Below are 23,877 nucleotides of genomic sequence, written 5' to 3' on the forward strand. Positions count from 1 at the left end.
GGGTGAGACTCAGCGGGGCGGGAGGTCGGCCTCCGGGCCGGGGGTGCCGCCGAGCGCCCGCACGAGGCGCTCGCGGGCTCGCCCGACGTGCTCGTCGAGCAGGGCCGCCGCGCCGTCGCCGTCGCCGGCGGTGACCAGGTCGAGGATCAGGGCGTGCTCGCGGGCGATGGAGGCGTTGTCGAGCAGGCCGCGGCCTTGCACACGGGCCATGCAGAGCGTGACCTCGGTGACCAGTGAGCGGTACATGCGCGTCGTCCTCGGGCTGCCGAGCGCGTCGACGAGCGCGGTGTGGAACCGCATGTCGGGCGCGACGACGTCGAGGGTGGAGCCGTCGACGAGAGCGGCGATCTCGGCGTTGGCGGCCCGGGCCGCGGGGACGTCGGTGCGCTCGCGCGCGAGACGCCGCAGCACCTCCCGCTCGAGGTGGGCCCGGGTGCGGTAGATGTCGCGGACGTCGTCGGGTCCGAGCTCGACGACGCGTGCCGAGCGGTGGTTGCCGCGCACCAGGAGGCCGTCGCGCACGAGCTGCTCGGTGGCGGCCTTGCCGGTGGGGCGGGCCACCTCGTAGGTGCTCGCGATGTCGGCCTCGGTCAGGGCGGTGCCGGGCTCCAGCTCGCCGCGCAGGATGCGCGCGCGGAGATCGTCGGCGATCGCGTCGACCACCGAGACGACCTGGAGGCGGGGCACGACGCCACCCTAGTCCATCAGGTACGCTCGGTGTACTTGCTAGACAATCGAGAGGTGCCCGTGCCGCCATCCCTGCTGGAGACCCTCCGGGCCGCCGTCGCCGATCCCGCCGACGTCCGCGTCGGCGCGCTCGATCGTCACGCGCGCGCGGCCGACGCCTCGCACTTCCTGCTCACCCCGCAGGCCGTCGTCGTGGCGGGCGACGCCGCCGACGTGGCCGGCCTCATGCGTGCGACGTCGAGCCTCGGCGTCCCACTCACGCTCCGCTCCGGCGGCACCAGCCTGTCGGGCCAGGGCGTCACCGACGGCGTGCTGGTCGACGTCCGGGCCCGGTTCCGCGACCTCGAGGTGCTCGACGACGGCGCCCGCGTGCGCGTGCAGCCCGGGCTCACGCTCCGCCAGGTCAACGCCCGGCTCGCCCCCTACCGCCGCCGTCTCGGCCCCGACCCGGCGAGCGAGGGGGCGTGCACGGTCGGCGGCGTCGTCGCCAACAACTCCAGCGGCATGGCCTGCGGCACCGTCGAGAACACCTACCGCACCCTCGAGTCGATGGTGCTGGTGCTGCCGTCGGGCACCGTCGTCGACACCGGCGCGCCCGACGCCGACGAGCGCCTGCGGGCGCTCGAGCCCGGGGTGCACGAGGGGTTGCTCCGCCTGCGCGACCGGGTGCGCGGCAACCCCGCGTCGGTCGCGACCATCGAGCGGCAGTTCGCGATGAAGAACACCATGGGCTACGGCGTCAACGCCTTCCTCGACTTCGACTCCGCGGCCGAGATCCTGGCCCGCCTCGTCATCGGCAGCGAGGGCACCCTGGCCTTCGTCGCCGAGGCCACCTTCCGAACGGTGCCGGTGCGGGCCCACGTGTCGTCGGCGTTCGCGGTCTTCGGCTCGCTCGCCGAGGCCAACCGGGCGCTGCCCGAGCTCGTCGCCACCGGCGCGGCCACGCTCGAGCTGCTCGACGCGACGTCGCTGCGCGTCGGTCAGTCCTTCGCCGACGCGCCCGCTCAGGTGCGCGGCCTCGACGTGACCACCCAGGCCGGGCTGCTGGTCGAGTACCAGGCCGACACCGCCGCCGAGCTGGCCGAGCTGGCCCGCGTCGGCGACCGCACGCTGGCCGGGCTGCCGCTGGTGGCCCCCGCCGTCCTCGACCCCGAGTCGACGGGCCGCGCCCGGCTGTGGAAGCTGCGCAAGGGCCTCTACGCCTCGGTCGCCGGCGCTCGCCCGTCGGGCACCACCGCGCTGCTCGAGGACGTCGTCGTCCCGGTCGACCGGCTCGCCGACACCTGCGAGTCGCTCATCGGGCTGTTCGATCGCTACCGCTACCGCGACAGCGTCATCTTCGGCCACGCCAAGGACGGCAACGTCCACTTCATGCTCACCGACCGCTTCGAGTCCGACGAGCAGCTCGAGCGCTACCACGGCTTCACCGAGGACATGGTCGACCTCGTGCTCGGCCACGGCGGCTCGCTCAAGGCCGAGCACGGCACCGGCCGCGTGATGGCGCCCTACGTCCGACGGCAGTACGGCGACGAGCTCTACGACGTCATGCGCGAGACCAAGCGCCTGCTCGACCCCGCCGGCGTGCTCAACCCCGGCGTCATCCTCGACGACGACCCGCGCGCGCACCTGCGCCACGTGAAGCTGCACCCGCAGGTCGAGCAGGAGGTCGACCGCTGCGTCGAGTGCGGCTTCTGCGAGCCGGTGTGTCCCTCGCGCGACCTCACGCTCACCCCCCGGCAGCGCATCGTCGGACGCCGTGCCGCCGAAAGTGCCCGGCGGGCCGGTGACGACGTCCTCGCCGACGAGCTCGACGAGGCCTACGCCTACGACGGCCTCGACACCTGCGCCGCCGACGGCATGTGCCAGACGGCCTGCCCAGTGCTCATCAACACCGGTGACCTCGTCAAGCGCCTGCGCAAGGGCGACCACGGCCGGGTCGAGACGAAGGCCTGGACCGGCGCGGCCAAGCACTGGTCGACGGTCTCGCGCGGGGGAGCGGTCGCGCTCACCCTGGCCTCGAAGGCACCCGAGTCGCTCGTCACCCGTACCACCGACGCCGGACGGCGCATCCTCGGCGACGACGCCGTTCCCCGCTGGACGCCGGACCTGCCCCGCGGCGGGCGTCGTCGCAGCACCGGTGCCACCGAGGCTCGTCGACCGGCAGACGTCGACGCCGCCGACGCGCTCTACCTGCCTGCCTGCGTGGGCTCGATGTTCGGCCCCGCCGGCGACGGCGACGGCGTGCAGGCCGCGCTGCAGCGCCTGTGCGAGCGGGTCGGCCTGCGGCTCGTCGTCCCGCCCGGGGTCGACGCGCTGTGCTGCGGCACCCCGTGGTCATCGAAGGGCCTGCCGCAGGGCCACGCGGTCATGCGCGACAAGGTCGTCGCCGCCCTCACCGCGCTCTGCGGCAACCGCGAGGTCGTGGTGATCAGCGACGCGACCAGCTGCACCGAGGGCTACCTCGGGCTGCTGCGCGACTCGGGCCTGCGGGTCGTCGTCCAGGACGCCGTCTCGTTCGTCGCCGACCGCGTGCTGCCGCTACTGCCCGAGGGCACCCGGCTGCCGAGCCTGTCGCTCCACCCGACCTGCTCGTCGACCCAGCTCGGTGCCGACGACGCCCTGCGCGCCGTCGCGGGCGCCGTCGCCGACGAGGTGCACGTGCCGGTCGACTGGGGCTGCTGCGCCTTCGCCGGCGACCGCGGCATGCTGCACCCCGAGCTGACGGCGTCAGCCACCGCGGCCGAGGCGCGCGAGGTCCGCGAGGTCGACGCCGCCGCCCACGCCTCGTGCAACCGCACCTGCGAGATCGGCATGACCAGGGCCACCGGCTACGACTACCGGCACGTGATCGAGCTGCTGGAGGAGCAGACGCGCTGAGCCGACCTCGGGCGCGCCGGTAGCCCCGCTCACGTCGTGCGCGGGGCTGGTGGGGGTGGTCAGGGATGTCGGCGGGTGTGGGTGCTGGGTGGTGGCCTGCGGTCGACGGTCTTCTCGGTGCCGGTGGGGCTGGTCCAGGTGTAGAGGCCTGGTTCGATCATCCGGTAGGACCAGTGGCCGTGGGTCTTGGCGCGGTGGTGCCTGCGGCAGAGCAGGGCGAGGTTCCAGGTCGCGGTGACGCCGCCGGACTCGAACGGAACGATGTGGTCGAGGTCGACCCGGCGTCGGGTGCAGTCGGGGAAGACGCAGCACCGGTCGCGGAGCGTGACGCGTTCACGGATCGCATCACTGGGTCGGTAGGCGGGTGTCTCGGCTGGTTCGGCGAGGTCGATGACCGGCTTGACGGTGACCTTGGTGCCGGCGGCTTCGCACCATTCGCGGACCTGGTGGACGAGGAGCGGGGTCTGGGTGTTGTCGAGCAGTCCCGGCAGGTCCGGATTCACCGCGTCGAGGTGGGCGTAGATCGTCACCCCACGACCACCACCGCTGGTGTCGAAGTCCAACGACAACTGGGTGCGGGCCATCTCTCCGAGGGCTTGCGAGCGTCGGACGTCCAACGTCTCGGTGGAACCGAGGTCGGCCAACGTCTGGGCGCCGTCGCGCAGAGCGTGCTCGAGATCGACCGCGTCCGCGGTGTCCAACGTGGCGACGACGTCGACGGTGCCGTCGGTGGTCGCACCCGCGAGGTACACGGTGACGCGTCGGTCCTCCAAGGCCGCCAACCGTCGGGCCTCAGCATCGGCGGGGTCGTGCTCGGCCCGGGCCGCGTCGACGGTGCGGTCGAGCTGGGCGAACGAGCACCGGTCCGCGACCGGTGCGATGAACCGGTCGACGTGCCACGCCGCCGCTTCGGACAGGCTCATGGTCGCGTCAGCGATCTTGAACGCCCGCCACAGCGCGACCTCGTGCTTGACCACCCGCAGGTACAACCGCGGGAGCCGGTGACACAGCTCGAGTGCCCGACCGAGGTAGGTCAGCCCGGCGTCGGTCGACATCCCGAGCGAGAGGGCGAGGTCGAGCGCGGCGTACTCCGGCACCGCCGGCGCACCCGGACCGGCCAGGTGCAAAGGACGTTCGATCGATTGCAGCAGCACGACGACCTCGTCCGAGGTGGCCTCGTTCCGCTCAGCCCACGCGAGCACGGACTTCAGGGTCTCGACCTGTGCGTCGGCCTCGGCGAGGCGACGGCTACGCACGGCAACGAGCAGCGGATCGCTGCTTGTCTTTGTCGCGGTGGCCATAGGCCATGATATCACGGATTCGAACGTATGCTCGATATTGACTCGGCCCGAATCCGGCTCGGGTTCCCTCCGCTGGCCGCGCATTCGGCGGGCGGTGCGCCGGAGCTTGCGGAGGCGCCACCGCACGCGCCGGACGAGCACGCCGCGAGAGGCTCGGGGTCAAGGACCAATTCCCAAAACCGTGATACAGCACGACGAACGGATTGGTCCTTGAGGCCGAGACGCGGCGTGCTACCGCGCGCGGCCAACCCGACCACGCACGTCAGTCCTCGAGACGGCAAGCAAGCAACGCCCGTGACGATCCACACACCAACCCGACGCCCCAAGCGCGACGGACCCGAGCGCGGCTTGACCCGTTCGGGCTAGTCCGATAGGGCTACTGAGTGACATTGCAAGACGACCGACCCGAGACCCGACGCCCATCCACGATCGACGCGAGCGAGCTGAACACGCCACACCCGGCCCTCGACGCGGCCCTCGACGATTCGCCCCACGCGTCCGTCGACGAGCCGACCGCACCGGCCAGGAGCGGCATCGACCGGGTCGTGTTCGCCGTCCCGGCCCTCTTCGCGCTCGGGTTCATCGTCTGGGGCTTCGTGGACACCGACTCGCTCGCCTCGGCGTCGACCAACGCGCTCACCTGGGTGATGGACAGCCTCGGCTGGCTCTTCGTGCTGACCGCGACCGGGTTCGTCGTCTTCGTGCTTTGGCTCGCCCTCGGCCGCTTCGGGCGCATCCCGCTCGGACGTGACGACGAGGAGCCGGAGTTCCGCACGATCTCGTGGATCGCGATGATGTTCAGCGCGGGCATGGGCATCGGCCTGATGTTCTACGGCGTGGCCGAGCCGCTGGCCTTCTTCGCCGAGCCGCCGCCGGGCACCGGCCCGGCCGGCAACGCCGAGGCGGCCCAGCACGCGCTGTCGCACACGATGTTCCACTGGACCTTCCACCCGTGGGCCATCTACGCCGTGGTCGGTCTCTCGATCGCCTACGGCGTCTACCGCAAGGGCCGGCCGCAGCTCATCTCGGCAGCCTTCGAGCCGCTCCTCGGACGCCGCGCGCACGGTCCGGCCGGCCAGGTGATCGACATGCTGGCCATCTTCGCCACGCTCTTCGGCTCGGCCGCCTCGCTCGGCCTCGGTGCGGTGCAGATCAGCAGCGGCCTGCAGATCGTGGCCGGCATCGGCGAGGTCGGCAACGCGGTGCTCGTCGCGATCATCGCCGGGCTCACCGTCGCCTTCGTGCTGTCGGCGGTCTCCGGGGTCGCCAAGGGCATCCAGTGGCTGTCGAACATCAACATGGTGCTCGCGATCGGGCTCGCCCTCTTCGTCTTCGTCGTCGGCCCGACGGTGTTCATCCTCAACCTGCTCCCGACCGCGATCGGCAGCTACGCCGGCGACCTGCCGATGATGATCGGCCGGACCGGCGCCGAGGGTGCCGACGTCGACGCCTGGCTGCAGACCTGGACCGTCTTCTACTGGGCCTGGTGGGTGTCGTGGACGCCGTTCGTCGGCATGTTCATCGCCCGGATCTCGCGCGGTCGCACGATCCGTCAGTTCGTCACGGGCGTGCTGCTGGTGCCGAGCGTCGTCAGCCTGGTGTGGTTCGCGATCTTCGGCGGGACGGCGATCGACCTGCAGCAGACCGGCGTCGACATCTTCGGTGAGGGCGCCTCCGAGTCGCAGCTGTTCGGCACCCTCGACCAGCTGCCGTGGGCGACGCTCACCAGCATCGTCGTCATGGTGCTCGTCGGCATCTTCTTCGTCTCCGGCGCCGACGCCGCCTCGATCGTGATGGGCACGCTCTCCGAGCGCGGCACCGACGAGCCGAAGCGGCTCAACGTGATCTTCTGGGGTTGCGCGACCGGGGCCGTGGCCGCCGTGCTGCTGCTCGCGGGCGGCGAGACGGCGCTCGACGGGCTCAAGACCATCACCATCGTCGCCGCGGTGCCGTTCCTGCTGGTGATGATCGGTCTCGCCGTCGCGCTCGTGAAGGACCTGCGCCGCGACCCGCTCGTCGTCCGGCGCGAGTACGCCGTCGACGCCGTCGAGCAGGCCGTCGTGACCGGCGTGACGACCCACGGCGACGGCTTCGTGATCTCGGTCGAGGCCGACCAGGCGACGCCGGGCGCGAGAGTGGCCGAGCCCCGGTAGGCCAGGGCGCCTACTGGAGCACCCGCAACCCGGCCGCGGCCTTCGTGTAGCCGGCCCTGACCGCCGTCGCCGTGAAACGCCGCGGCCCCGACCGGCCGAAGCGGATGCGGCAGGTGCCGGTCGCGTTGGTCGTGCAGCGCTGGCCGCGGGCCAGCACGACGACGCCGCCCACCGGCGCTCCGGCGTCGGTGGCGCGGAACTGCACCCGCCGGCGGCGGTCGCCGTCCCACGACCTGGGGCTGGCGCCGAGCGTGAGGCCCGGCAGCACGCGCTGGTGCACGAGCTGACGACTGGTGCCGACGACGACGTCGGCGGGCCCGCCGTCGGCCGCGACGTCGACGCTCCACGTGCTCGGGTTGCCGTCGACGCGCACGCTGCCGAGCGCGACCGGTGCGCCCCAGGCGGTGCCGGCCGGGTTGCTGCGTGAGGCGCGCACCGTCTGGCCCGACGCCCAGGCCGCCCACAGGCGGTCGCCCGCGCCGACCGAGAGATCGACCAGGCGGCCGTCGGGGCTGGCCGGCAGGTAGGTGACCGAGGGTGCGCCGACGCGCCACACCGCGATCCGCGTGCGGTTGGGGTAGCCGACCGGGTAGGCGATGACCGGGCCGCTGCTTCGGGCGACGAGGGCCGGGGCGCTCGAGAACTGCGTGGCGTAGTCGGTGCCGGCGTAGCGCGTGACCGACTGCGGCGCCCGCCGGATCGGGCCGAGCGCCGGGGAGACCTGGCGCACGAACACGCCGCGCTCGCCCGGCGTCGTCGAGCTGAGCGCGAACCACGACAGCCACACCTGGTCGGTGCCGGGCACGCGGGCCACCTCGACGTCGTACACGCTGGTGCCGCCCGACAGCGAGAACGACGCGTCCTCCTCGGGCGCGCGCGGGTCGGCGACGACCTTGTCGGCGTAGCGGACGACGTTGTTGAGCGCCCAGGCGACGAACGTCGAACCGTCCGACATGGTCACCGCGCCCAGGCCGTAGTCGGCGTAGGCACTCGTCGAGTCGCTGAGGTAGGTGCTCTGCAGCGTCCAGGCGGCGCCGGTGCCGTCGGAGGTCGCGTAGGAGACGGCGCCGCTGGTGTAGGGGTCGAACGTGTCACCGTTGCGCAACCCGCTGAAGACCACACGCAGCCCGGTCGGCGTGCTCACGATCCGCGGGTCACGGGTCAGGGTGTCCCAGTCGGAGACGACCGTGCTGGCGTAGCGGGTGGCGCCGGTGTCGGTGAGGGCGACGTGGCGGATCGAGTACGAGCTCGTCGCGTCCTTGCGCCCGTAGACGACGTGCAGCAGGCCGTCGGCGGTGCGGACCGTGCCGGGTCGCATGATGATGCCGAGGTCGGCCGGGGCGCCGGTGACCGTCGTCCAGCGACCGGGCGGGCCGGCGTCGGCCCCCGGCGGCGCGGCCAGCAGCGTGGCGGAGCAGGCGAGGGTCACGAGGGCGGCCAGCAGACGTCGCATGGCGGCACGCTAGGCAACGCGCCGACCCCGCGCATGACACGTTCGGGCTACGCGACGGGTCCCTGGCTCCGCGGCGTCGGTGCGCGTCCCTACGCTGGCCCCGATGAGCCCGACGAGCCCGCACCACGACGCCGACGCGCTGTACGACGAGGCCGACGCCGAGCGTGTCGTCGTCGAGCCGCCGAAGCGCGTCGACGCCCCGGTGCGCACGCCCTACGAGCGCGACCGGGCGCGCGTGGTGCACGCGGCGTCGTCGCGGCGACTGGCCGCCAAGACCCAGGTCGTGGGTCCGCAGTCCGACGACTTCGTGCGCAACCGGCTCACCCACTCGCTCGAGGTCGCCCAGGTGGCCCGCGACCTCTCGCGCGCGCTCGGCAGCCAGCCCGACATCGCCGAGACCGCGGCGCTCGCCCACGACCTCGGCCACCCGCCGTTCGGGCACAACGGCGAGCGCGCCCTGGCCGACGTCGCCGGCGCGTGCGGCGGCTTCGAGGGCAACGCGCAGACGCTGCGGCTGCTCACCCGCCTCGAGGCCAAGACCTTCGACGGCGACGCCTCGGTCGGCCTCAACCTCACCCGGGCCACCCTCGACGCCTGCACGAAGTACCCGTGGGTGCGCGCCGGCGAGGGGCCAGACGCCGCGAAGTTCGGCGTCTACGACGACGACCTGGCCGTCTTCACGTGGATGCGCGGGGCCGCGCCCGAGCGCCGCCGCTGCCTGGAGGCGCAGGTGATGGACCTCGCCGACGACGTCGCCTACTCCGTGCACGACGTCGAGGACGGCGTCGTCGCCGGCCGCCTCGACCTCACCACGCTCGACCGTGCGGCGGTCTGGGAGACCCTGCGACACTGGTACCTGCCCGACGCCGCCGACGACGCCCTCGACGACGCGCTCGACGCGCTGTGCGCGGTCGACAGCTGGCCCACGACGACCTACGACGGCAGCCGACGTCACCTCGCCGAGCTCAAGAACCTCACCAGCGACCTCATCGGCCGCTTCTGCGGCGACGTCCAGCAGGCGACCTTCGCGGCCGGGCCCGGACCGTTCGTGCGCTACCGCGCCGACCTGGTGCTGCCCGAGCAGACCCTGCTCGAGATCGCCGTGCTCAAGGGCATCGCCGCCCACTACGTGATGCAGGCGGCCGACCGCGTCGCCGCCCTCGAGCACCAGCGCGAGCTGCTCGCCGAGCTGGTCGGGGTGCTGCTCGACCGCGGCCCCGACGCCCTCGACCGGCCCTTCGCCGACGACTGGCGCGACGCCGCCGACGACGCCGCCCGGTTGCGCGTCGTCGTCGACCAGGTCGCCTCGCTCACCGACGCCTCCGCGGTCGCCCGGCACGCACGCCTCCTAGGCTCGTCGACGTGACCGACCGACTCGTGTGGCTGCCGTTCGACCCCGCCGAGCTGGGCGACGTGCCGACGTCGCTGCGCTACGAGGTCGTCGACCCGGTCGACGGCGACGTGCCCGACTCGGTGGGCGACGTCCGGTTCTACGTGCCGCCGTACCGGCTCGGCGACGAGGTGACCGACGTGCTGGCCCGCATGAGCTCGCTCGAGGTCGTGCAGACCCTCACCGCCGGCGTCGACAACGTGCTGCCGCACCTGCCCGACGGCGTCACGCTGTGCAACGGCCGCGGCATCCACGACGCCTCGACCGCCGAGCTCGCGCTGACCCTGGTGCTGTCGTCGCTGCGGGGCATCCCCGAGCACGTGCGCGGCCAGGCACGCCACGCCTGGGCCGGCGGGTGGCGCACCTCGCTCGCCGACCGCCGGGTGCTGGTCGTGGGCCACGGCGCGATCGGGCGCGCCATCGAGGCCCGGCTGCTGCCGTTCGAGACCACGGTGGTGCGGGTGGCCCGCACCGCGCGCGTGCTTGACGACGGGCCCGTGCACGGCTTCGACGAGCTGCCCGACCTGCTGCCCGACGCCGACGTCGTCGTCCTGGTCTGCCCGCTCACCGACGAGACCCGGGGCCTGGTCGACGCCGCGTTCCTCGACCGCCTGCCCGACGGCGCGCTGCTGGTCAACGTCGCGCGCGGAGCCGTCGTGGTCACCGACGACCTGCTGGCCGCGCTGCGCACGGGGCGCATCACCGCCGCCCTCGACGTCACCGACCCCGAGCCGCTGCCGGCCGACCACCCGCTGTGGGAGGCACCCGGCCTGCTCGTCACCCCGCACGTCGGCGGGCTGAGCTCGGCCATGTGGCCGCGGGCCCACCGCGTCGTCCGCGAGCAGCTGCACCGCTACGCCGCCGGCGAGGAACTCCACAACCGGATGACCGGGCGCTACTGACCGTCCGGGGCCGCCCGTAGGATCGGTGCGTGGCAGGCCGGATCCGCGAGGAGGACATCGCAGCGACTCGCGAGAAGGTCCGCATCGACGACGTGATCGGCGAGTACGTCACGCTCCGCAACGCCGGCGGCGGGTCGATGAAGGGCCTGTGCCCCTTCCACGACGAGAAGACGCCGTCGTTCAACGTCAACACCCAGCGCGGGTTCTTCCACTGCTTCGGCTGTCAGGAGGGCGGCGACGTCGTCACCTTCATCATGAAGATCGACGGCCTCGGGTTCGCCGAGGCGATCGAGCGGCTGGCCGACAAGGCCGGCGTCCAGCTGCGGCGCGAGGAGGGCGGCGACTACGAGCGGCCCAAGGGCCCGCCGCGGCAGCGCCTCGTCGAGGCCAACCGCGCCGCGCAGGAGTTCTACGCCGAGCAGCTCGGAGGCGCCGACGCCGTCGCGGCGCGCCAGTTCCTCACCGAGCGCGGCTTCGACCAGGCCGCGGCCGAGCACTTCGGCATCGGCTACGCGCCGCGCGACGGCGAGGCGCTCGTGCGACACCTGCGGGGTCGGGGCTTCACCTCCGAGGAGCTCACCGTCGTCGACCTCGCCCGCATGGGCCGCTCGCTCTACGACCGCTACCGCGGGCGGCTCCTGTGGCCCATCCGCGAGCCTGGCGGACAGACCATCGGCTTCGGCGCGCGGCGCCTCTACGACGACGACCGCAGCGACGCCAAGTACCTCAACACCACCGAGACCCCGCTCTACAAGAAGAGCCAGGTGCTCTACGGCATCGACCTCGCCCGCACCTCCATCGGCAAGTCCTCCCAGGCCGTCGTCGTCGAGGGCTACACCGACGTCATGGCCTGCCACCTCGCCGGCATCACCACCGCCGTCGCCTCCTGCGGCACCGCCTTCGGCGACGACCACACGCGCGTGCTGCGGCGCTTCCTCCACGACCACGACGAGTTCCGCGGCGAGGTGATCTTCACCTTCGACGGCGACGCCGCCGGGCAGAAGGCCGCCCTCAAGGCCTTCGAGGGCGATGCCAAGTTCGTCTCGCAGACCTACGTCGCCGTCCAGCCCGAGGGCCTCGACCCGTGCGACCTCCGGCTGCGCGACGGCGACGCCGCCGTCCGCGACCTCGTCGCCCGCCGGGTGCCGCTCTACCGGTTCGTGCTCGACAACGTCGTCAGCCAGTTCGACCTCGACCGCGCCGACGGTCGCGTCGACGCGCTGCGCGCCGGCGCCAAGCTCGTCTCGAGCGTGCGCGACAGGTCGAAGGTCGACGCCTTCGCGCGCGAGCTCGCCTCGATGGTCGGCGCCGACGTCGAGGAGGCGCGCACCGAGGTGCGCCGGGCCTCCGGACGCCGTCCCGACGCCGCCCCCGAGCCGGCCCGCGCCGAGCGGCCGCGCAACGCGGTGCCCGACCTGCGCGACCCGCGCTTCTCGGTCGAGCGCGAGACCCTCAAGCTGGTGCTGCAGCACCCCATCGCGATCGGGCGCACCACGGCCGACATCGGCACCAACGACTTCACCCACCCGACCTACCGCGCGGTGTGGGAGCTCGTGGCCGCGGCCGGCGGCACGGTGGCCGGCGCCGACGACCCGGGCTGGGTCGCCCGGCTGCGCGAGGCCGCCACCGACCCCGCCGTCTCGTCGGTCATCAGCGCCCTCGCCGTCGAGCCGCTGATGAGGGAGCCCGACGCCGCCTACGTCAGGCTCTACGTCTTCAAGCTGCTCGAGCTGACCACCTCGCGCCGCATCGCCGAGGTGAAGTCGCGCCTGCAGCGCACCAACCCGGTCGAGCACGCGAGCGAGTACAACCGGATGTTCGGCGAGCTCGCCGCTCTCGAGCAGCACCGTCGACTGCTCCGCGACCGCATGACGAGCGAGTCGTGAGGGGCCTGCGCCGCGTCGTGCGGCCCGACCTCGACGTCGCCCCCGGCGAGCGGCTCCTCGCCTGGGCCACCACCACCGACGGCGTCACGATCGGCGGCACCCGCGACGCGTTCTACGCCCCCGAGCGCGTCCCGTGGGAACAGGTCGAGGCCGCCGACTGGGACACCGAGACCAGCACCCTGCGCCTCAGCGAGGTCGGCTCGTGGGGCGCGACCCGGCCCGAGCACACGTACGTGATCGACGACGTCGACCGCCCGCACCGACTCGTGCAGCTCATCCGCGAGCGGGTCACGGCCTCCGTCGTCTACCAGCGGCACGTGCCGCTCGCCGGGCGCCGCGGCGTCCGGGTGATCGCCCGTCGTCCACCCGGCCGGGCCGCCGACCTGACCTGGGTCTACGAGTTCGACGACGACGTCGACCCCGACGATCCCGCCGTCCGCCTGGCCGCGGCCGAGGCTCTCGCCGCGGCCCGCCTCGAGGTCGGGATCGACTGACGCCGGTCGCCGACGCCGACGGCGTATCCCGATTCCGCGTCCGGCGTCGGGCTTGCTAACGTATGACCCGCACATTCCCCTGTAGCTCAGTTGGCAGAGCGCTTGACTGTTAATCAGGATGTCGTTGGTTCGAGTCCAACCGGGGGAGCACCGTCCGACAGCCCTCGACCTGCACCGCAGGTCGGGGGCTGTTGCGCTGTGCGGGCCGGCTCACCACCGCCCGATGACGAACGCGGTGAGGAAGCCGAGAGCGGTGACGATCCCGGCGTAGAGGTGGGTCCGCTCGAACGCCTCGGGGATCATGGTGTCGGCGATCATGGTGAGGATCGCGCCGGCGGCGAAGGCGGTGATCACCGCGATCGTCTCCGGGCTCGCGTCCTCGAGCAGCAATGCGCCGAGCGCGCCGGCGACGCCGCTGAGCACCGCGATGCCGCCCCAGACCGTGAACACGTAGCGGGCCGAGCGTCCACCCCGCTTCATGCCGGCTGCGCTCGACAACCCTTCGGGAAGGTTGGAGATGAAGACCGCCGCCAGCACGGGCACCCCGACCCCACCCCCGCCCAGCAGGGACACACCGAGGACGACGGACTCGGGGACGCCGTCCATCAGCGCGCCGACCGCGATCGCCGCCCCGCTGCCCTGCTGCTCGTCCTCCGAGGGCTGCTGGTCCTGGGAGCGCTTGCGGTGTGCCGCGCCGCGTCGCGCGAGCGCGACGTCGGCCATCAGGTAGCTCACCGCGCCGACCAGGAAGCCGGCGACGGTCGCGCCCAGCCCCCCCGTCTGCTCCGCCTCGTCGACGAGGTCGAAGGCGAGGGCCGAGATGAGCACGCCGGCCCCGAAGGCCATCACCGTGGCCACCACCCGCTGGGGCACCGTCACGAACCAGGCCACCAGCGCGCCGGCGAGCAGGGCCCCACCGCCCAGGAGCGCCCACGCCCCCGCCTGCAGCCACAACGGCATCCGGCTCTCCGCTCCGACTCAGGGGCCACCGCCCGACCTCGGCGCGCTCGGCGCCGCCCTCACGATCGCACTGCACCGCCGTCGTTGCCTGCACCTGCGCGGGTGACCCCGGCTAGCCCCCCGTCGAGGCAGCGAAGAAGGTGAGCAGGTTGCCGTCGAGGTCGAGCGCGTTGACCTCGCGGGTCCCGTGGTCGGTATCGACGGCCGCGCCCGGGTCGGCCGGGTGCAGGACGCCGGCCGCGGCCAGCTCGGCGTGCAGCGCGTCGACCTCGGCGGGGGAGTCGCACGCAATGCGGCAGCTCGCGGTGCCGGCGATGAAGTCCTCGGCCCCCGTGCGCACCGGGGCGGCTGCGAGCTGGTCGGCCGGACGGCGCCGCCACCCGGTGTCGCCGGCCTGCCAGAGGTGGATCTCGGCGCCGTCGCGGACGACGATCGCGAACCCGTCGGGATCGAGGTGCACCACGGTGAAGCCCAGCCGGTCGGCATAGGTCGCGACCGCCCTGCTCACCGCGGTGACCGGCAGGGCCGGGATGGTGCGACCGAGCGGCATGGGTGCTCCGGGGCGGGAGTAGCGTCGAGGGGTGGAGTCCTCCACCCGCAAGAGAACCTACTTCGCCCTCATGGGCACCTGCGTCGTGCTCATCCTGCTGGCCTGGAACGTGGTGCGGTTCTGGAGCACGACGGCCGCGGTCGTGATGAGCGTCGTCGCGGCCGTGCTGCCGCCGACCGCGGCGATCCTCGGCAACCTCGGCTCGCTCGATCGATCGGCCCCGCCGACCGGCGACGTCCTTCGTCACGACCCCGACCGGTAGCCGAGCGGCGGTCGACGGCGGCGAAGAACGGGTGTCCTCAGGTCCCGGGGGTTATCCTGAGGCGCCGGCCGGAGGCCGGGATGCCTGCCTGCCACCGAGCCGAGGGACGACCACACCCGATGACCGACGAGGTGCTCGACGCCGCCGAGTCCGGCCGACCCGTCGGCTCCCGACGGGCCGAGCGCTCCTCGAGGTTCCCGCAGCTCAAGCTGCGCGGGCGCGGAGGTGCCCGGGCCCAGCGCACACGGCGCCGCGCGAAGGGCCTCGGCAGCACGCTCGGCCTGACGACGCTCGGAGCGTTCGTGCCCGGCACCGGGTACCTGATCGCCGGACGACGCTGGCTCGGCGCGCTGGTGCTGCTGGTCTGGCTCGGCTCGATCGGGGGCCTCGTGTGGTACTTCGGTCGCGGCCTCGAGAACGCCCTCGACTTCGCGCTCAACCCCGGACTCGTGCGCGCCGCCACGGTCGCGATCGTGGTCGCGTTGGTGGTCTGGGCGTTCATCGTCTTCACCTCCTACCGGCTCCTGCGCCCGCGCGAGCGGCCCCGCTCGCACACCGTGATCGGCAACGCGCTCGTCGCCCTGCTGGTCGTGGTCGGTGCGGTCCCCGTCGTCCGCGCCGCGCAGTACGCCCTGGTCACCGCCGACGGCGTCGAGGAGGTGCTTCCCGAGAACGTCGAGAGCGCCACCACGCCCGAGGGCGTCACCGCGGAGGACCCGTGGGCCGGCCAGGACCGCGTCAACGTCCTGCTGCTCGGGGGCGACGGGGGAGAGGGCCGCGAGGGCATCCGCACCGACACGGTCATCCTGGCCAGCATCGAGACCAAGACCGGTCGCACCGTGATGTTCAGCCTGCCCCGCAACATGATGTACGCGCAGTTCCCCGAGGACTCCCCGCTCCACGACGTCTACCCCGACGGCTACCAGACCGGCCAGGGCGACCCCGGCTTCGACATGCTCAACGCCATCTACAGCCAGGTGCCGGTGCTGCACCCGGGCATCCTCGGCGACAGCGACAACGAGGGCGCCGACGCCGTCAAGCAGGCGGTCGAGGGCAGCCTCGGCGTCCCGGTCGATTACTACCTGCTGGTGAACCTGAAGGGGTTCCAGACCGTCGTCGACGCCCTCGGCGGCATCACGGTCAACGTCAACCAGCCGGTCGCGATCAACGGCGACACCGACCGCGGCATCCCGCCCACGGGCTACATCCAGCCCGGTCCCGACCAGGAGCTCGACGGCTTCCACGCCCTCTGGTTCGCCCGCGGCCGCTGGAAGTCCGACGACTACCAGCGCATGGACCGCCAGCGCTGCACCATCAACGCGATCATCGACGCCGCCGACCCGACCACGCTCCTGACGCGTTACATCGACATCGTCAAGGCCGGCAAGGAGATCGTCTACACCGACGTGCCGCGCAAGATCGCGCGCGACTTCGTGCAGCTGATGCTGCGGGTCAAGGACGGCAAGACCCGCTCGGTCGTCTTCCGCCCCTCGGAGAACTTCTCGTCGAGCAACCCCGACTTCGAGTGGATGCAGGCCGCGGTGCAGAACGCCCTCTACCCGCCGCCGCCGAAGCCGGGCAAGCCGAAGGTCGCCAGCGCCGAGAACCCCGAGGTCGAGTGCGCCTACGACCCGGTCGACCCGTCGACCTACGACACCAGCGACTCGACCGGCGAGGACGACCCGGTCGAGTCCACCGACCCCGACCCCGACCCCGACGACGTCACGACCGACGCCGCCGGCTGAGACCGCCTCAGCGCTCCAGTCGCGTCTGCAGCGCCAGCGCGTCGCGGGGGGCGTGGCCCTCGCCGTCGTTGTCGAAGTAGACGTAGACGTCGCCCGCCGCGGCCCAGGCCCGGCACTTCTCGGCCCAGCGGTCGAGCGCCGACGGCGTGTAGCCGCTCCGGTAGAGCTCACGGTCGCCGTGCAGGCGCACGTAGACGACGTCGCTGGTGACGGCCTCGGCCTGCGGCCACCGCCCTGCGGTGTCGGCGACCACGCACCCGACGTCGTGCTCGCGCAGCAGGTCGAGCGCGTCCTGCTCGCAGAAGCTGCGGTGGCGGAACTCCAGCACGTGCTGGACAGGCCGATCGAGGTCGGTGGTGATGAGCGCGCGGTCGTCGGCGAGCTTGTCGTCGTGCCGTGCCGCGAGCGCGGCGACGTCGCGGTGGCTTCGGGGGAGCAGGTCGAAGAACGTCGCCATCCGGTCGCGGTCGAAGGCCAGGGTTTCCGGCAGCTGCCACAGCACCGGACCCAGCTGCTCGCCGAGCGCGAGCACGCCCGAGGCGAAGAAGTTGGCCAGCGGCGTCTCGACGTCCCGCAGCTTCTTCAGGTGCGTGACGAACCGGCCACCCTTGACGGCGAGCGGTACGTCGTCCGGCACCGCGGCGCGCCAGGTCGCGTAGGACGACGGCCGCTGCAGCGAGTAGAACGACCCGTTGACCTCGATCGTGCCGAACCGCTCGCCGGCGTAGGCCAGCTCGTCGCGCTGGCGCAGCCCCGTCGGGTAGAAGTCGCCGCGCCAGTGCGGGTAGCTCCAGCCCGAGATGCCGACGCGGATCCGTCCCATCCAGCGACCGTAGGTGCGCCCGGACGACCCGGACGCACCCCGACGGGCGGGTGGTCGGTCAGGCGCCGCTGAGCTTCTCGGCCGCCGCCAGCGCCACGCAGGTCGCCACGCCGGCCATCGCCGTCTCGACCTCCTCCAGCACCGGGAACGTCGGCGCGAGACGGATGTTGCGGTCGCGCGGGTCGTGGCCGTGCGGGAACGACGCGCCTGCCGGCGTGAGCGCGATGCCGGCGTCCTTGGCCAGCGCGACGACGCGGGTCGCGGTGCCGTCGAGCACGTCGAGGTTGACGAAGTAACCACCGGTCGGCTTGGTCCACTCGGCGACGTCGAGGCCGTCGAGGGCCGTGCCGAGCGCGACGTCGACGGCGTCGAACTTCGGCGCGATGATGTCGCGGTGCTTGCGCATGTGGGCGCGCACGCCGTCGGCCGAGCCGAAGAACTCGACGTGGCGCAGGTGGTTGATCTTGTCGGGGCCGATCGAGGCCATGGCCAGGTGCTTGAGGTACCAGGCCTTGTTGGCCGCCGAAGCCGCGACCACGGAGACGCCGGCGCCGGCGAAGGTGATCTTCGACGTCGAGGCGAACATGATCGGCCGGTCGGGGTGGCCGGACGCCGCCGCGAGGCTCAGCGCGTCGGCCGACTTGGCCTCGTCCTCGGTGAGGTGGTGGAAGGCGTAGGCGTTGTCCCACATGATCCGGAAGTCCGGCGCGGCTGTGGGCATCGCCATCAGCGCGGCGGCCACCTCGGCCGAGACGACCGCACCCGACGGGTTGGCGTAGGTCGGCACGATCCAGATGCCCTTGACCGCCGGGTCGTCCTTGACGAGCGCGGCGACGGCGTCGACGTCGGGGCCGTCGTCGAACATGTCCACCGTGACCATCTCGATGCCGAGGTCGGCCAGCATCGAGAAGTGCCGGTCGTAGCCGGGCACCGGGCAGACGAACTTCAGCGCGGGCTCGTCCTTCCAGGGCCGCTCGCTGCCGGGGCCGCCGTGCAGGAGCAGGCTGGTGAGCACCTGGTGCATGAGGGTCAGGCTCGAGTTGCCGCCGCACACGACCTGGTCGGTCTCGACCCACAGCAGCTCGGCGAAGATCTCGCGGAGCTCGGGCAGGCCCTCGAGGCCGCCGTAGTTGCGCACGTCGGCGCCGCTGCGGTCCTTCGTCGTCGTCGGCAGCGTCAGCAGCGCGTCGGACAGGTCGAGCTGGGCGCTCGACGGCTTGCCACGCGTGAGGTCGAGCTTGAGGCCGCGCGCCTTCAGCGCGGCGAACTCCTCCTCCTTCGCGGCACGGAACGAGGCGAGGGCGTCGGCGTCGAGGTCCTGGAGCGTTGGCATGCCTCCGATCCTGCCGGATCGCGCCCCGTCGTCCGAAGTCGCCGTCGTGACGTGGGACGCCGCCGCCCCGAGGATGTCGGCATGTCACGCGTGCAACGGTGGGAGTCCCGTACCGAGATCCCGTTGATCCTGCTGGCCCTGGCGTTCCTGGTCGCCTACGCCTGGCCGATCCTCGACCCCGGCATCGACCGCACCGCCGACGACGTGCTGACCGTGGTGTCGTGGACGGTCTGGGCGGCGTTCGCCCTCGACTTCGCCGTCCGGGTCCGGCTCGCGGAGGCGCGACGGCACTACGCGCTGACGCACTGGTACGACGTCGCCCTCGTCGCGCTGCCGATGCTGCGGCCGTTGCGACTGCTGCGGCTCCTCGCGCTCGCCCGCATGCTCAACCGTGGATTCGCGGGCACCCTCGCGGGCCGGGTCACGGCGTCCGTGGTCGGCGCGGCCGTCGTCGCGGTCGGGCTCGGCGCCCTCGCCGTCCTGGACGCCGAGCAGGACCGTCCCGACGCCCTCATCACCAGCTTCGGCGACGCGCTGTGGTGGGCGGCGGTGACGGTGACGACCGTGGGCTACGGCGACCTGTACCCGGTGACGACGACCGGTCGCGTCGTCGCGGTCGTGCTGATGGCCGTCGGCATCGCCGTCGTCGGGTCGGTGACGGCGTCCATCGCGACCTGGTTCGTCACCGCGGCCGAGGCGTCTCGCGACGACGCGAGGTCCGGCGCGACGAGCGACCAGCCGTAGACCGGGCACCGACGACCGGTACGCTCACCACGCGGATGACCCCGACCGCGGCGGTGTGTCCGCCGAGCGCGGGGCACGCGCTCAGGGGCGGTAGCTCAGTCGGTCAGAGCAGAGGACTCATAATCCTTGGGTCGTGGGTTCGAGCCCCACCCGCCCTACCACGCACGGCCCGCGGGATCAGGCCGGTTCGACCTCGAGCTGCGTCAGTCGGCTGACACTGAGCTCGCCCTGCACCGACGTGCACTCCCAGATCTCGATGCCCAGCGCGTCCCACTCCACGAGGTTGATGTCGTTGCCCACGACCGTCCCGTCAGCCCGGAAGCGGAACTGCGGCCGCCCGCGGTAGTGCAGTCGTTGCGCGATCTGGGCTGCCTGGGTCTGCGAGATGGTGGGGGACACGCGGGGAACGGCCCTCACCGCGAGGCGTTACGGCTGTTCCGCGCCATCGCCGATGTGAGGTCGGGCACGCATAGCGCTGGCCGACCTGCCGGTCAGGCCCCCGCCTCGTGGTCGTCGCCGGCGTCGGGCGGGCGCAGCACCGTGCGTGCGGCCCGGTACAGGCCGCCCTCCGTCTCCGACATCTGCATCAGCGCGGCCCAGGCCGTGTCGAGGTCGACGGCGTAGGTGGCCATGAGCGCCGCGAGCGCGGCCCCCACCACGGGGCGCACGCCAGTTGGCCGCGTGGCGCGGTGTCGTCGCCGCCTTCGCCGGCCCTCACAGGCTCCATGGTGCGCCACCGCGGCCGCGGGCGCCAGTGACGTCGGAGGGGTCGGCCCGGACGTCGACCGCGTCAGCGGGCAGGGGCACTCGAGACCTGGTCGCCCCACACGGCCCGCGCACCGGAGTCGCCGACGCGGTAGACCTGCACGCCCGTGGCGACCGCGGCGAGCGCGGCGAGCACGGCCAGGGCGGTGACGAGACCCCGTCCACCTGCCGGGGTCGGGCTGGGCTCCTCCGTCGAGCCGCCCGTCGGCGAGCTCTTCTCCGCCCGCCTCGCGAGGACGACGAGCGCGAGCACGAGCACGAGCAACGGGAGCGCGAACCAGATGAGCTGGTCGCCCAGCTCGGCGTGCTCGCCCGGGTCACCGACGCGCTTCTCGAGGGCCTCGCCGCTCGAGGTGGCGACCGGGACGAGGACGGTCGCGACCGCCGCACACGCGACGACGAGGTGGCCGTAGCGGGTGCGCCAACGAGGGACGAGCGCGATGGCGATGGTGCCGAGCACGGCGAGCGGGAGGAGGACGACGACGGCGTGCACCACGAGCGGGTGTACGGGCAGTCCGTTGATCAGGTCGAACACGAGGACTCCAGGGTCGGAGAGGTGGGTTGGCCCGGACGACGTCCGGGGGAGGTCATGCTGTCGCGACTCACCAGTCGGGGCCACCCCCGTCGCCGGTGGCCCGTCGGGAGGGGTGCGCCGTCGACGACGCCAGCGATGCCGGCTCGGTCGGGATCGAGGTCGCGGTCGCGGACCGGGGCGGTCCGCCCCGCGTCCGCCGGGTCCAGCCGAGGGCCGCGGGGGCGAGCGAGGCCACGACGATGCCGACGGTGACGAGCTCGACGTGGTGGGCGACAAGCGGGACCCCGCCGAGCAGACGGCCGGCGACCACCATCGCGGCGCTCCAACCCAGCCCGCCGACGACGTTGTAGACGCCGAAGCGGGACGCCGGCATGCCCGAGGCACCGGCGACCGCGGGTGTGAAGGTGCGCACGAGGGGCACGAACCGTGCCGAGACGACCGCGGTGGGTCCGTGCCGGTCGAAGAACGACCGGGCTGCCTCGAGGTGGCGCGGCGACCAGAGCCACCGCAGCGGGCGGCCGAGTCGGTGCGTCAGCGAGGCGCCCGGGTCGCCCGGGTCGACCGGGGTGTCGGACGGGTGCTGGGCGAGCTGCGGGCCCCAGCGGCGTCCGACCCGGAAGCCGACCTGGTCGCCGGCCACGGCGGCCACGGTGCACGCGCCGATGACCACGACGAGGGGAGCCGACAGGCGGCCGGCGCCGACCAGGAGACCGGCAGCGAAGAGCAGCGAGTCGCCGGGCAGCACGAAGACCATCAGTCCCGTCTCGGCGAAGACCACCGCGACGAGCAGGGCGACGGCCCACCAGGGCCCGAGGGAGGCCAGGAGCGGGGTGAGGATCGCGGTCACGCCGCCACGATGGTGCGGCTCACCTGAATGCCACCTGACTGCGTGCGGTTGGCCGCCTCACCGGACCGCCGGCAGGGTCACCTCCACGACGCCGCCCCCGCCGTCGACCCCCGTGCGGGCGCGGACGTCGCCGCCGGTCGTGCGGGCCACCCGGAGTGCGAGGGCCAGCCCCAGGCCCGAGCCACCGTCGCCGCTCCACCCGGGCGCGAAGGCGTCCTCGACCTCCGTGACGCCGAACCCGGGCCCGTCGTCGGTCACGACGACCAGGGCGAGGTCGCCATCGCGCGACACGCGGACGGCGACCCGCTCGCCCCATCGCAGGGCGTTGTCGAGCAGTGGCGACACGATGCGGTCCATCAACGCCGCGGGGGCGGTCGCCACGACCTGGTCGACGGTCGTGACCGTGATCCGGGACCTCGCAGGATGGCGGCGGACGAGCTCGTCCAGCAGCGTGCCCAGGTCGGGTGCGGTGGCGTCCACAGAGCCGGTCCACGTGCTTGCGCCCGAACGGGCGAGGTCGAGCAACCCGGTCACCGTCGCGGCCATCTCACGGCACGCCTGCTGGATCGCGGCGAGGTCGGCCCGCGCGTCGTCGCCGAGCTCGGGGTCGGAGGACAGCGCGCTCGCCGTCGCCGAGACGGCGGTCAGCGGCGTCCGCAGCTCGTGCGCCAGCTCGGCGGTCAACCGCTGCTCGGCCAGGATCACCGACTGCACCCGTGCCAGCAGGTCGTCGAGGGTGCGACCCAGGGCCCGCAGCTCGTTGGTCGGCGGGCCGAGGTCGAACCGGCGATCCAGGTCGTGCGCCCCCCACTCGCGCGCCGTCGCCGCCATCACCGCCACCGGGGCCAGAGCCCGTCGTCCGGCCCACGCGGCCACGGCGGTGGAGAGCAGCGCGATGACGACCGCCGCCGCGATCGAGGCCCACAACGCACCGGACTCGATGCGCTCGTAGGCGCCCGTGGGCTCGCTGACGACCACCACCCCGCTCGAGCCGGCGGCCGTGACGTAGGGCTGGGCCCGGACCACGTAGGCGTCATCGACCCCGCGGTCGGTCGCAGCCTGCACGCGCGAGAGCTCGGCGTACACCGTCGCGAGCCCCGCGGGGGGCGTGCCCGACACGACGGCACCGGCTGCGTCGTACACCACGACCGCCCCCGAGGCCGCGGTCGGTGCCGGGGCGCCCGTGCCGGTCGGCTGCAGGGCGGATACGGCCTGGTCGGCCCGGACCCTCAGCACCTCGCCGACGCTGTCGGAGGTGGTCGTCTCGAGCACGACCTGCACCACCACGACGAGGGCGATTCCCACCAGGGTGGAGACCACGGCGGCGAACGCGGTCACTCGCTTCCTCGTGGCCGCGACCTCGGAGACGTCGGGGACCTCGGGCAGGTCGGACGGCGAACCCGGACCGGACGTGCGGGCACGACGCGACGTCGTCACGATGTGGCGCCGTCCGTCCCGACGGCGCGGAACCCGACGCCACGGACGGTCTCGATCCGCTCGGGCGCCCCGATCGAGGACAGCTTGGTGCGCAACCGCCGCACGTAGGTGTCGATGGTGTTCTCGTTGACGATCGAGCCGTCGGGCCACGCGGCCGCGACCACCGCGCGCCGGCGGACGACGTCGCCGGGCCGGGCGACGATCGCGGCGAGCATGCGGAACTCGGTCGGGGTGAGGAGCACCTCGGCCGACCCGCACCGCGCTGCGTGGGCGACGGGGTCGAGCACCAGGGTGCCGACGCGCGGACCCACGACGCCGCCGCGGGCCGCGAGCGCTGAGACCCGGGCGAGGACTTCGGGCATCTCGAAGGGCTTGACCACGTAGTCGTCGGCGCCGACCGCGAAGGCCTGCAGCTTGTCGGAGACCTGGCCGAGCGCGGTCAGGAACAGCACGGGCGCCCGCTGTCCGGCCGTGCGCAGCGCCTGGACGACGTCGCGGCCGTCGGAGTCGGGCAGCCCGATGTCCATCACGACCACCTGGACGTCGCTCTCGGGGCCGAACCGACGCAGCGCCTCCCCGCCGTCGTGGGCCGCGACCACCTCGTGGCCGGCCCCGCGGAGCTCGCGGACGAGGACCCCGCGGATCGTGTCGTGGTCCTCGCACACGCCGACCGTCAGCACGAGGACGTCCCGGCGGTCGCGCTCAGGCGGCGTACAGGAACCGGGCCCGATCG

The 23,877-nt window shown here is 73.1% G+C and carries 22 protein-coding genes and 2 tRNA genes; 11 read left to right on the forward strand and 13 right to left on the reverse strand.

Annotated elements, in window-relative coordinates:
* Positions 1-9 precede the first annotated feature (9 nt).
* Positions 10-687, reverse strand: a complete 678-nt coding sequence (locus tag ABFT23_RS21370) for a GntR family transcriptional regulator (protein WP_347898916.1) — start codon at positions 685-687, stop codon at positions 10-12.
* 54 nt (positions 688-741) lie between these two features.
* Between ABFT23_RS21370 and ABFT23_RS21375 the strand changes: the two genes are divergently transcribed.
* Positions 742-3,564, forward strand: a complete 2,823-nt coding sequence (locus ABFT23_RS21375) for an FAD-binding and (Fe-S)-binding domain-containing protein (protein ID WP_347898918.1) — start codon at positions 742-744, stop codon at positions 3,562-3,564.
* A 59-nt stretch (positions 3,565-3,623) separates the two neighbouring features.
* Here ABFT23_RS21375 and ABFT23_RS21380 read toward each other — a convergent pair whose 3' ends face one another.
* Positions 3,624-4,820, reverse strand: a complete 1,197-nt coding sequence (locus ABFT23_RS21380; RefSeq protein ID WP_347898920.1) for an HNH endonuclease signature motif containing protein — start codon at positions 4,818-4,820, stop codon at positions 3,624-3,626.
* Between the two features lie 428 nt (positions 4,821-5,248).
* Here ABFT23_RS21380 and ABFT23_RS21385 point away from each other — a divergent pair, with 428 nt between their 5' ends.
* The gene (locus tag ABFT23_RS21385) at positions 5,249-7,018 is read left to right on the forward strand and encodes a BCCT family transporter (protein ID WP_347898922.1); all 1,770 of its coding nucleotides are present in this window, start codon (positions 5,249-5,251) and stop codon (positions 7,016-7,018) included.
* Between the two features lie 10 nt (positions 7,019-7,028).
* Here the strand turns inward: ABFT23_RS21385 and ABFT23_RS21390 are convergent, their stop codons facing one another.
* Positions 7,029-8,471, reverse strand: a complete 1,443-nt coding sequence (locus ABFT23_RS21390) for a hypothetical protein (RefSeq protein ID WP_347898923.1) — start codon at positions 8,469-8,471, stop codon at positions 7,029-7,031.
* A 103-nt stretch (positions 8,472-8,574) separates the two neighbouring features.
* Between ABFT23_RS21390 and ABFT23_RS21395 the strand changes: the two genes are divergently transcribed.
* From ABFT23_RS21395 to ABFT23_RS21415, 5 genes are all read left to right on the forward strand, one after another.
* Complete coding sequence (locus ABFT23_RS21395; RefSeq protein ID WP_347898925.1) at positions 8,575-9,837, forward strand: deoxyguanosinetriphosphate triphosphohydrolase; 1,263 nt, start codon at positions 8,575-8,577, stop codon at positions 9,835-9,837.
* Complete coding sequence (locus tag ABFT23_RS21400; RefSeq protein ID WP_347898928.1) at positions 9,834-10,763, forward strand: 2-hydroxyacid dehydrogenase; 930 nt, start codon at positions 9,834-9,836, stop codon at positions 10,761-10,763. Before ABFT23_RS21395 ends, ABFT23_RS21400 begins: the two co-directional genes overlap by 4 nt.
* Positions 10,764-10,792: 29 nt before the next feature.
* Positions 10,793-12,649: a DNA primase gene (gene dnaG, locus ABFT23_RS21405; protein ID WP_347898930.1), complete on the forward strand. Its 1,857-nt coding sequence runs from the start codon at positions 10,793-10,795 to the stop codon at positions 12,647-12,649.
* Positions 12,646-13,143: a hypothetical protein gene (locus ABFT23_RS21410; protein ID WP_347898932.1), complete on the forward strand. Its 498-nt coding sequence runs from the start codon at positions 12,646-12,648 to the stop codon at positions 13,141-13,143. The genes dnaG and ABFT23_RS21410 overlap by 4 nt, the downstream gene beginning before the upstream one ends.
* Before the next feature lie 75 nt (positions 13,144-13,218).
* A tRNA-Asn gene (locus ABFT23_RS21415) sits at positions 13,219-13,291 on the forward strand.
* A gap of 62 nt (positions 13,292-13,353) precedes the next feature.
* On the opposite strand, the gene ABFT23_RS21420 is transcribed toward ABFT23_RS21415, so the two are convergent.
* Positions 13,354-14,103: a ZIP family metal transporter gene (locus ABFT23_RS21420; RefSeq protein ID WP_347898934.1), complete on the reverse strand. Its 750-nt coding sequence runs from the start codon at positions 14,101-14,103 to the stop codon at positions 13,354-13,356.
* Positions 14,104-14,215: 112 nt separating this feature from the next.
* Positions 14,216-14,653: a VOC family protein gene (locus tag ABFT23_RS21425; RefSeq protein WP_347898936.1), complete on the reverse strand. Its 438-nt coding sequence runs from the start codon at positions 14,651-14,653 to the stop codon at positions 14,216-14,218.
* Positions 14,654-14,684: 31 nt separating this feature from the next.
* On the opposite strand from ABFT23_RS21425, the gene ABFT23_RS21430 reads away from it, so the two are divergent.
* Both ABFT23_RS21430 and ABFT23_RS21435 read left to right on the forward strand, forming a co-directional pair.
* Positions 14,685-14,915 carry a DUF3099 domain-containing protein gene (locus tag ABFT23_RS21430; RefSeq protein ID WP_347898938.1) on the forward strand — a complete coding sequence of 77 codons (231 nt, stop codon included), beginning with the start codon at positions 14,685-14,687 and terminating at the stop codon, positions 14,913-14,915.
* A gap of 119 nt (positions 14,916-15,034) precedes the next feature.
* Complete coding sequence (locus ABFT23_RS21435; RefSeq protein WP_347898940.1) at positions 15,035-16,660, forward strand: LCP family protein; 1,626 nt, start codon at positions 15,035-15,037, stop codon at positions 16,658-16,660.
* Between the two features lie 7 nt (positions 16,661-16,667).
* On the opposite strand, the gene ABFT23_RS21440 is transcribed toward ABFT23_RS21435, so the two are convergent.
* Positions 16,668-17,483 carry a DUF72 domain-containing protein gene (locus ABFT23_RS21440; protein ID WP_347898942.1) on the reverse strand — a complete coding sequence of 272 codons (816 nt, stop codon included), beginning with the start codon at positions 17,481-17,483 and terminating at the stop codon, positions 16,668-16,670.
* Between the two features lie 58 nt (positions 17,484-17,541).
* On the reverse strand, positions 17,542-18,816 hold the full coding sequence (locus tag ABFT23_RS21445; RefSeq protein ID WP_347898945.1) for an aminotransferase class I/II-fold pyridoxal phosphate-dependent enzyme: 1,275 nt from the start codon (positions 18,814-18,816) through the stop codon (positions 17,542-17,544).
* A gap of 81 nt (positions 18,817-18,897) precedes the next feature.
* Between ABFT23_RS21445 and ABFT23_RS21450 the strand changes: the two genes are divergently transcribed.
* Entirely contained in the window at positions 18,898-19,560 is a 663-nt protein-coding gene (locus ABFT23_RS21450) for a potassium channel family protein (protein ID WP_347898947.1), read from the forward strand.
* A gap of 84 nt (positions 19,561-19,644) precedes the next feature.
* Positions 19,645-19,721: transfer RNA gene (locus ABFT23_RS21455), tRNA-Ile, on the forward strand.
* Between the two features lie 16 nt (positions 19,722-19,737).
* Here ABFT23_RS21455 and ABFT23_RS21460 read toward each other — a convergent pair.
* From ABFT23_RS21460 to ABFT23_RS21485, 6 genes are all read right to left on the reverse strand, one after another.
* Complete coding sequence (locus ABFT23_RS21460) at positions 19,738-19,959, reverse strand: hypothetical protein (protein ID WP_347898949.1); 222 nt, start codon at positions 19,957-19,959, stop codon at positions 19,738-19,740.
* 92 nt (positions 19,960-20,051) lie between these two features.
* Positions 20,052-20,228, reverse strand: coding sequence for a hypothetical protein (locus tag ABFT23_RS21465; RefSeq protein ID WP_347898951.1), 177 nt, complete (start codon positions 20,226-20,228; stop codon positions 20,052-20,054).
* Positions 20,229-20,350: 122 nt separating this feature from the next.
* On the reverse strand, positions 20,351-20,860 hold the full coding sequence (locus ABFT23_RS21470) for a DUF2231 domain-containing protein (protein WP_347898953.1): 510 nt from the start codon (positions 20,858-20,860) through the stop codon (positions 20,351-20,353).
* Positions 20,861-20,927: 67 nt separating this feature from the next.
* A complete protein-coding gene (locus tag ABFT23_RS21475; RefSeq protein ID WP_347898955.1) occupies positions 20,928-21,707 on the reverse strand; it encodes a DedA family protein in 780 nt (259 codons plus the stop codon).
* A gap of 57 nt (positions 21,708-21,764) precedes the next feature.
* Positions 21,765-23,144 carry a sensor histidine kinase gene (locus tag ABFT23_RS21480; RefSeq protein WP_347898957.1) on the reverse strand — a complete coding sequence of 460 codons (1,380 nt, stop codon included), beginning with the start codon at positions 23,142-23,144 and terminating at the stop codon, positions 21,765-21,767.
* Entirely contained in the window at positions 23,141-23,824 is a 684-nt protein-coding gene (locus tag ABFT23_RS21485; protein ID WP_347898958.1) for a response regulator transcription factor, read from the reverse strand. Before ABFT23_RS21485 ends, ABFT23_RS21480 begins: the two co-directional genes overlap by 4 nt.
* Between the last annotated feature and the right edge of the window lie 53 nt (positions 23,825-23,877).

This window comes from Nocardioides secundeburneus (assembly GCF_039939255.1).
Classification (GTDB): domain Bacteria; phylum Actinomycetota; class Actinomycetes; order Propionibacteriales; family Nocardioidaceae; genus Nocardioides.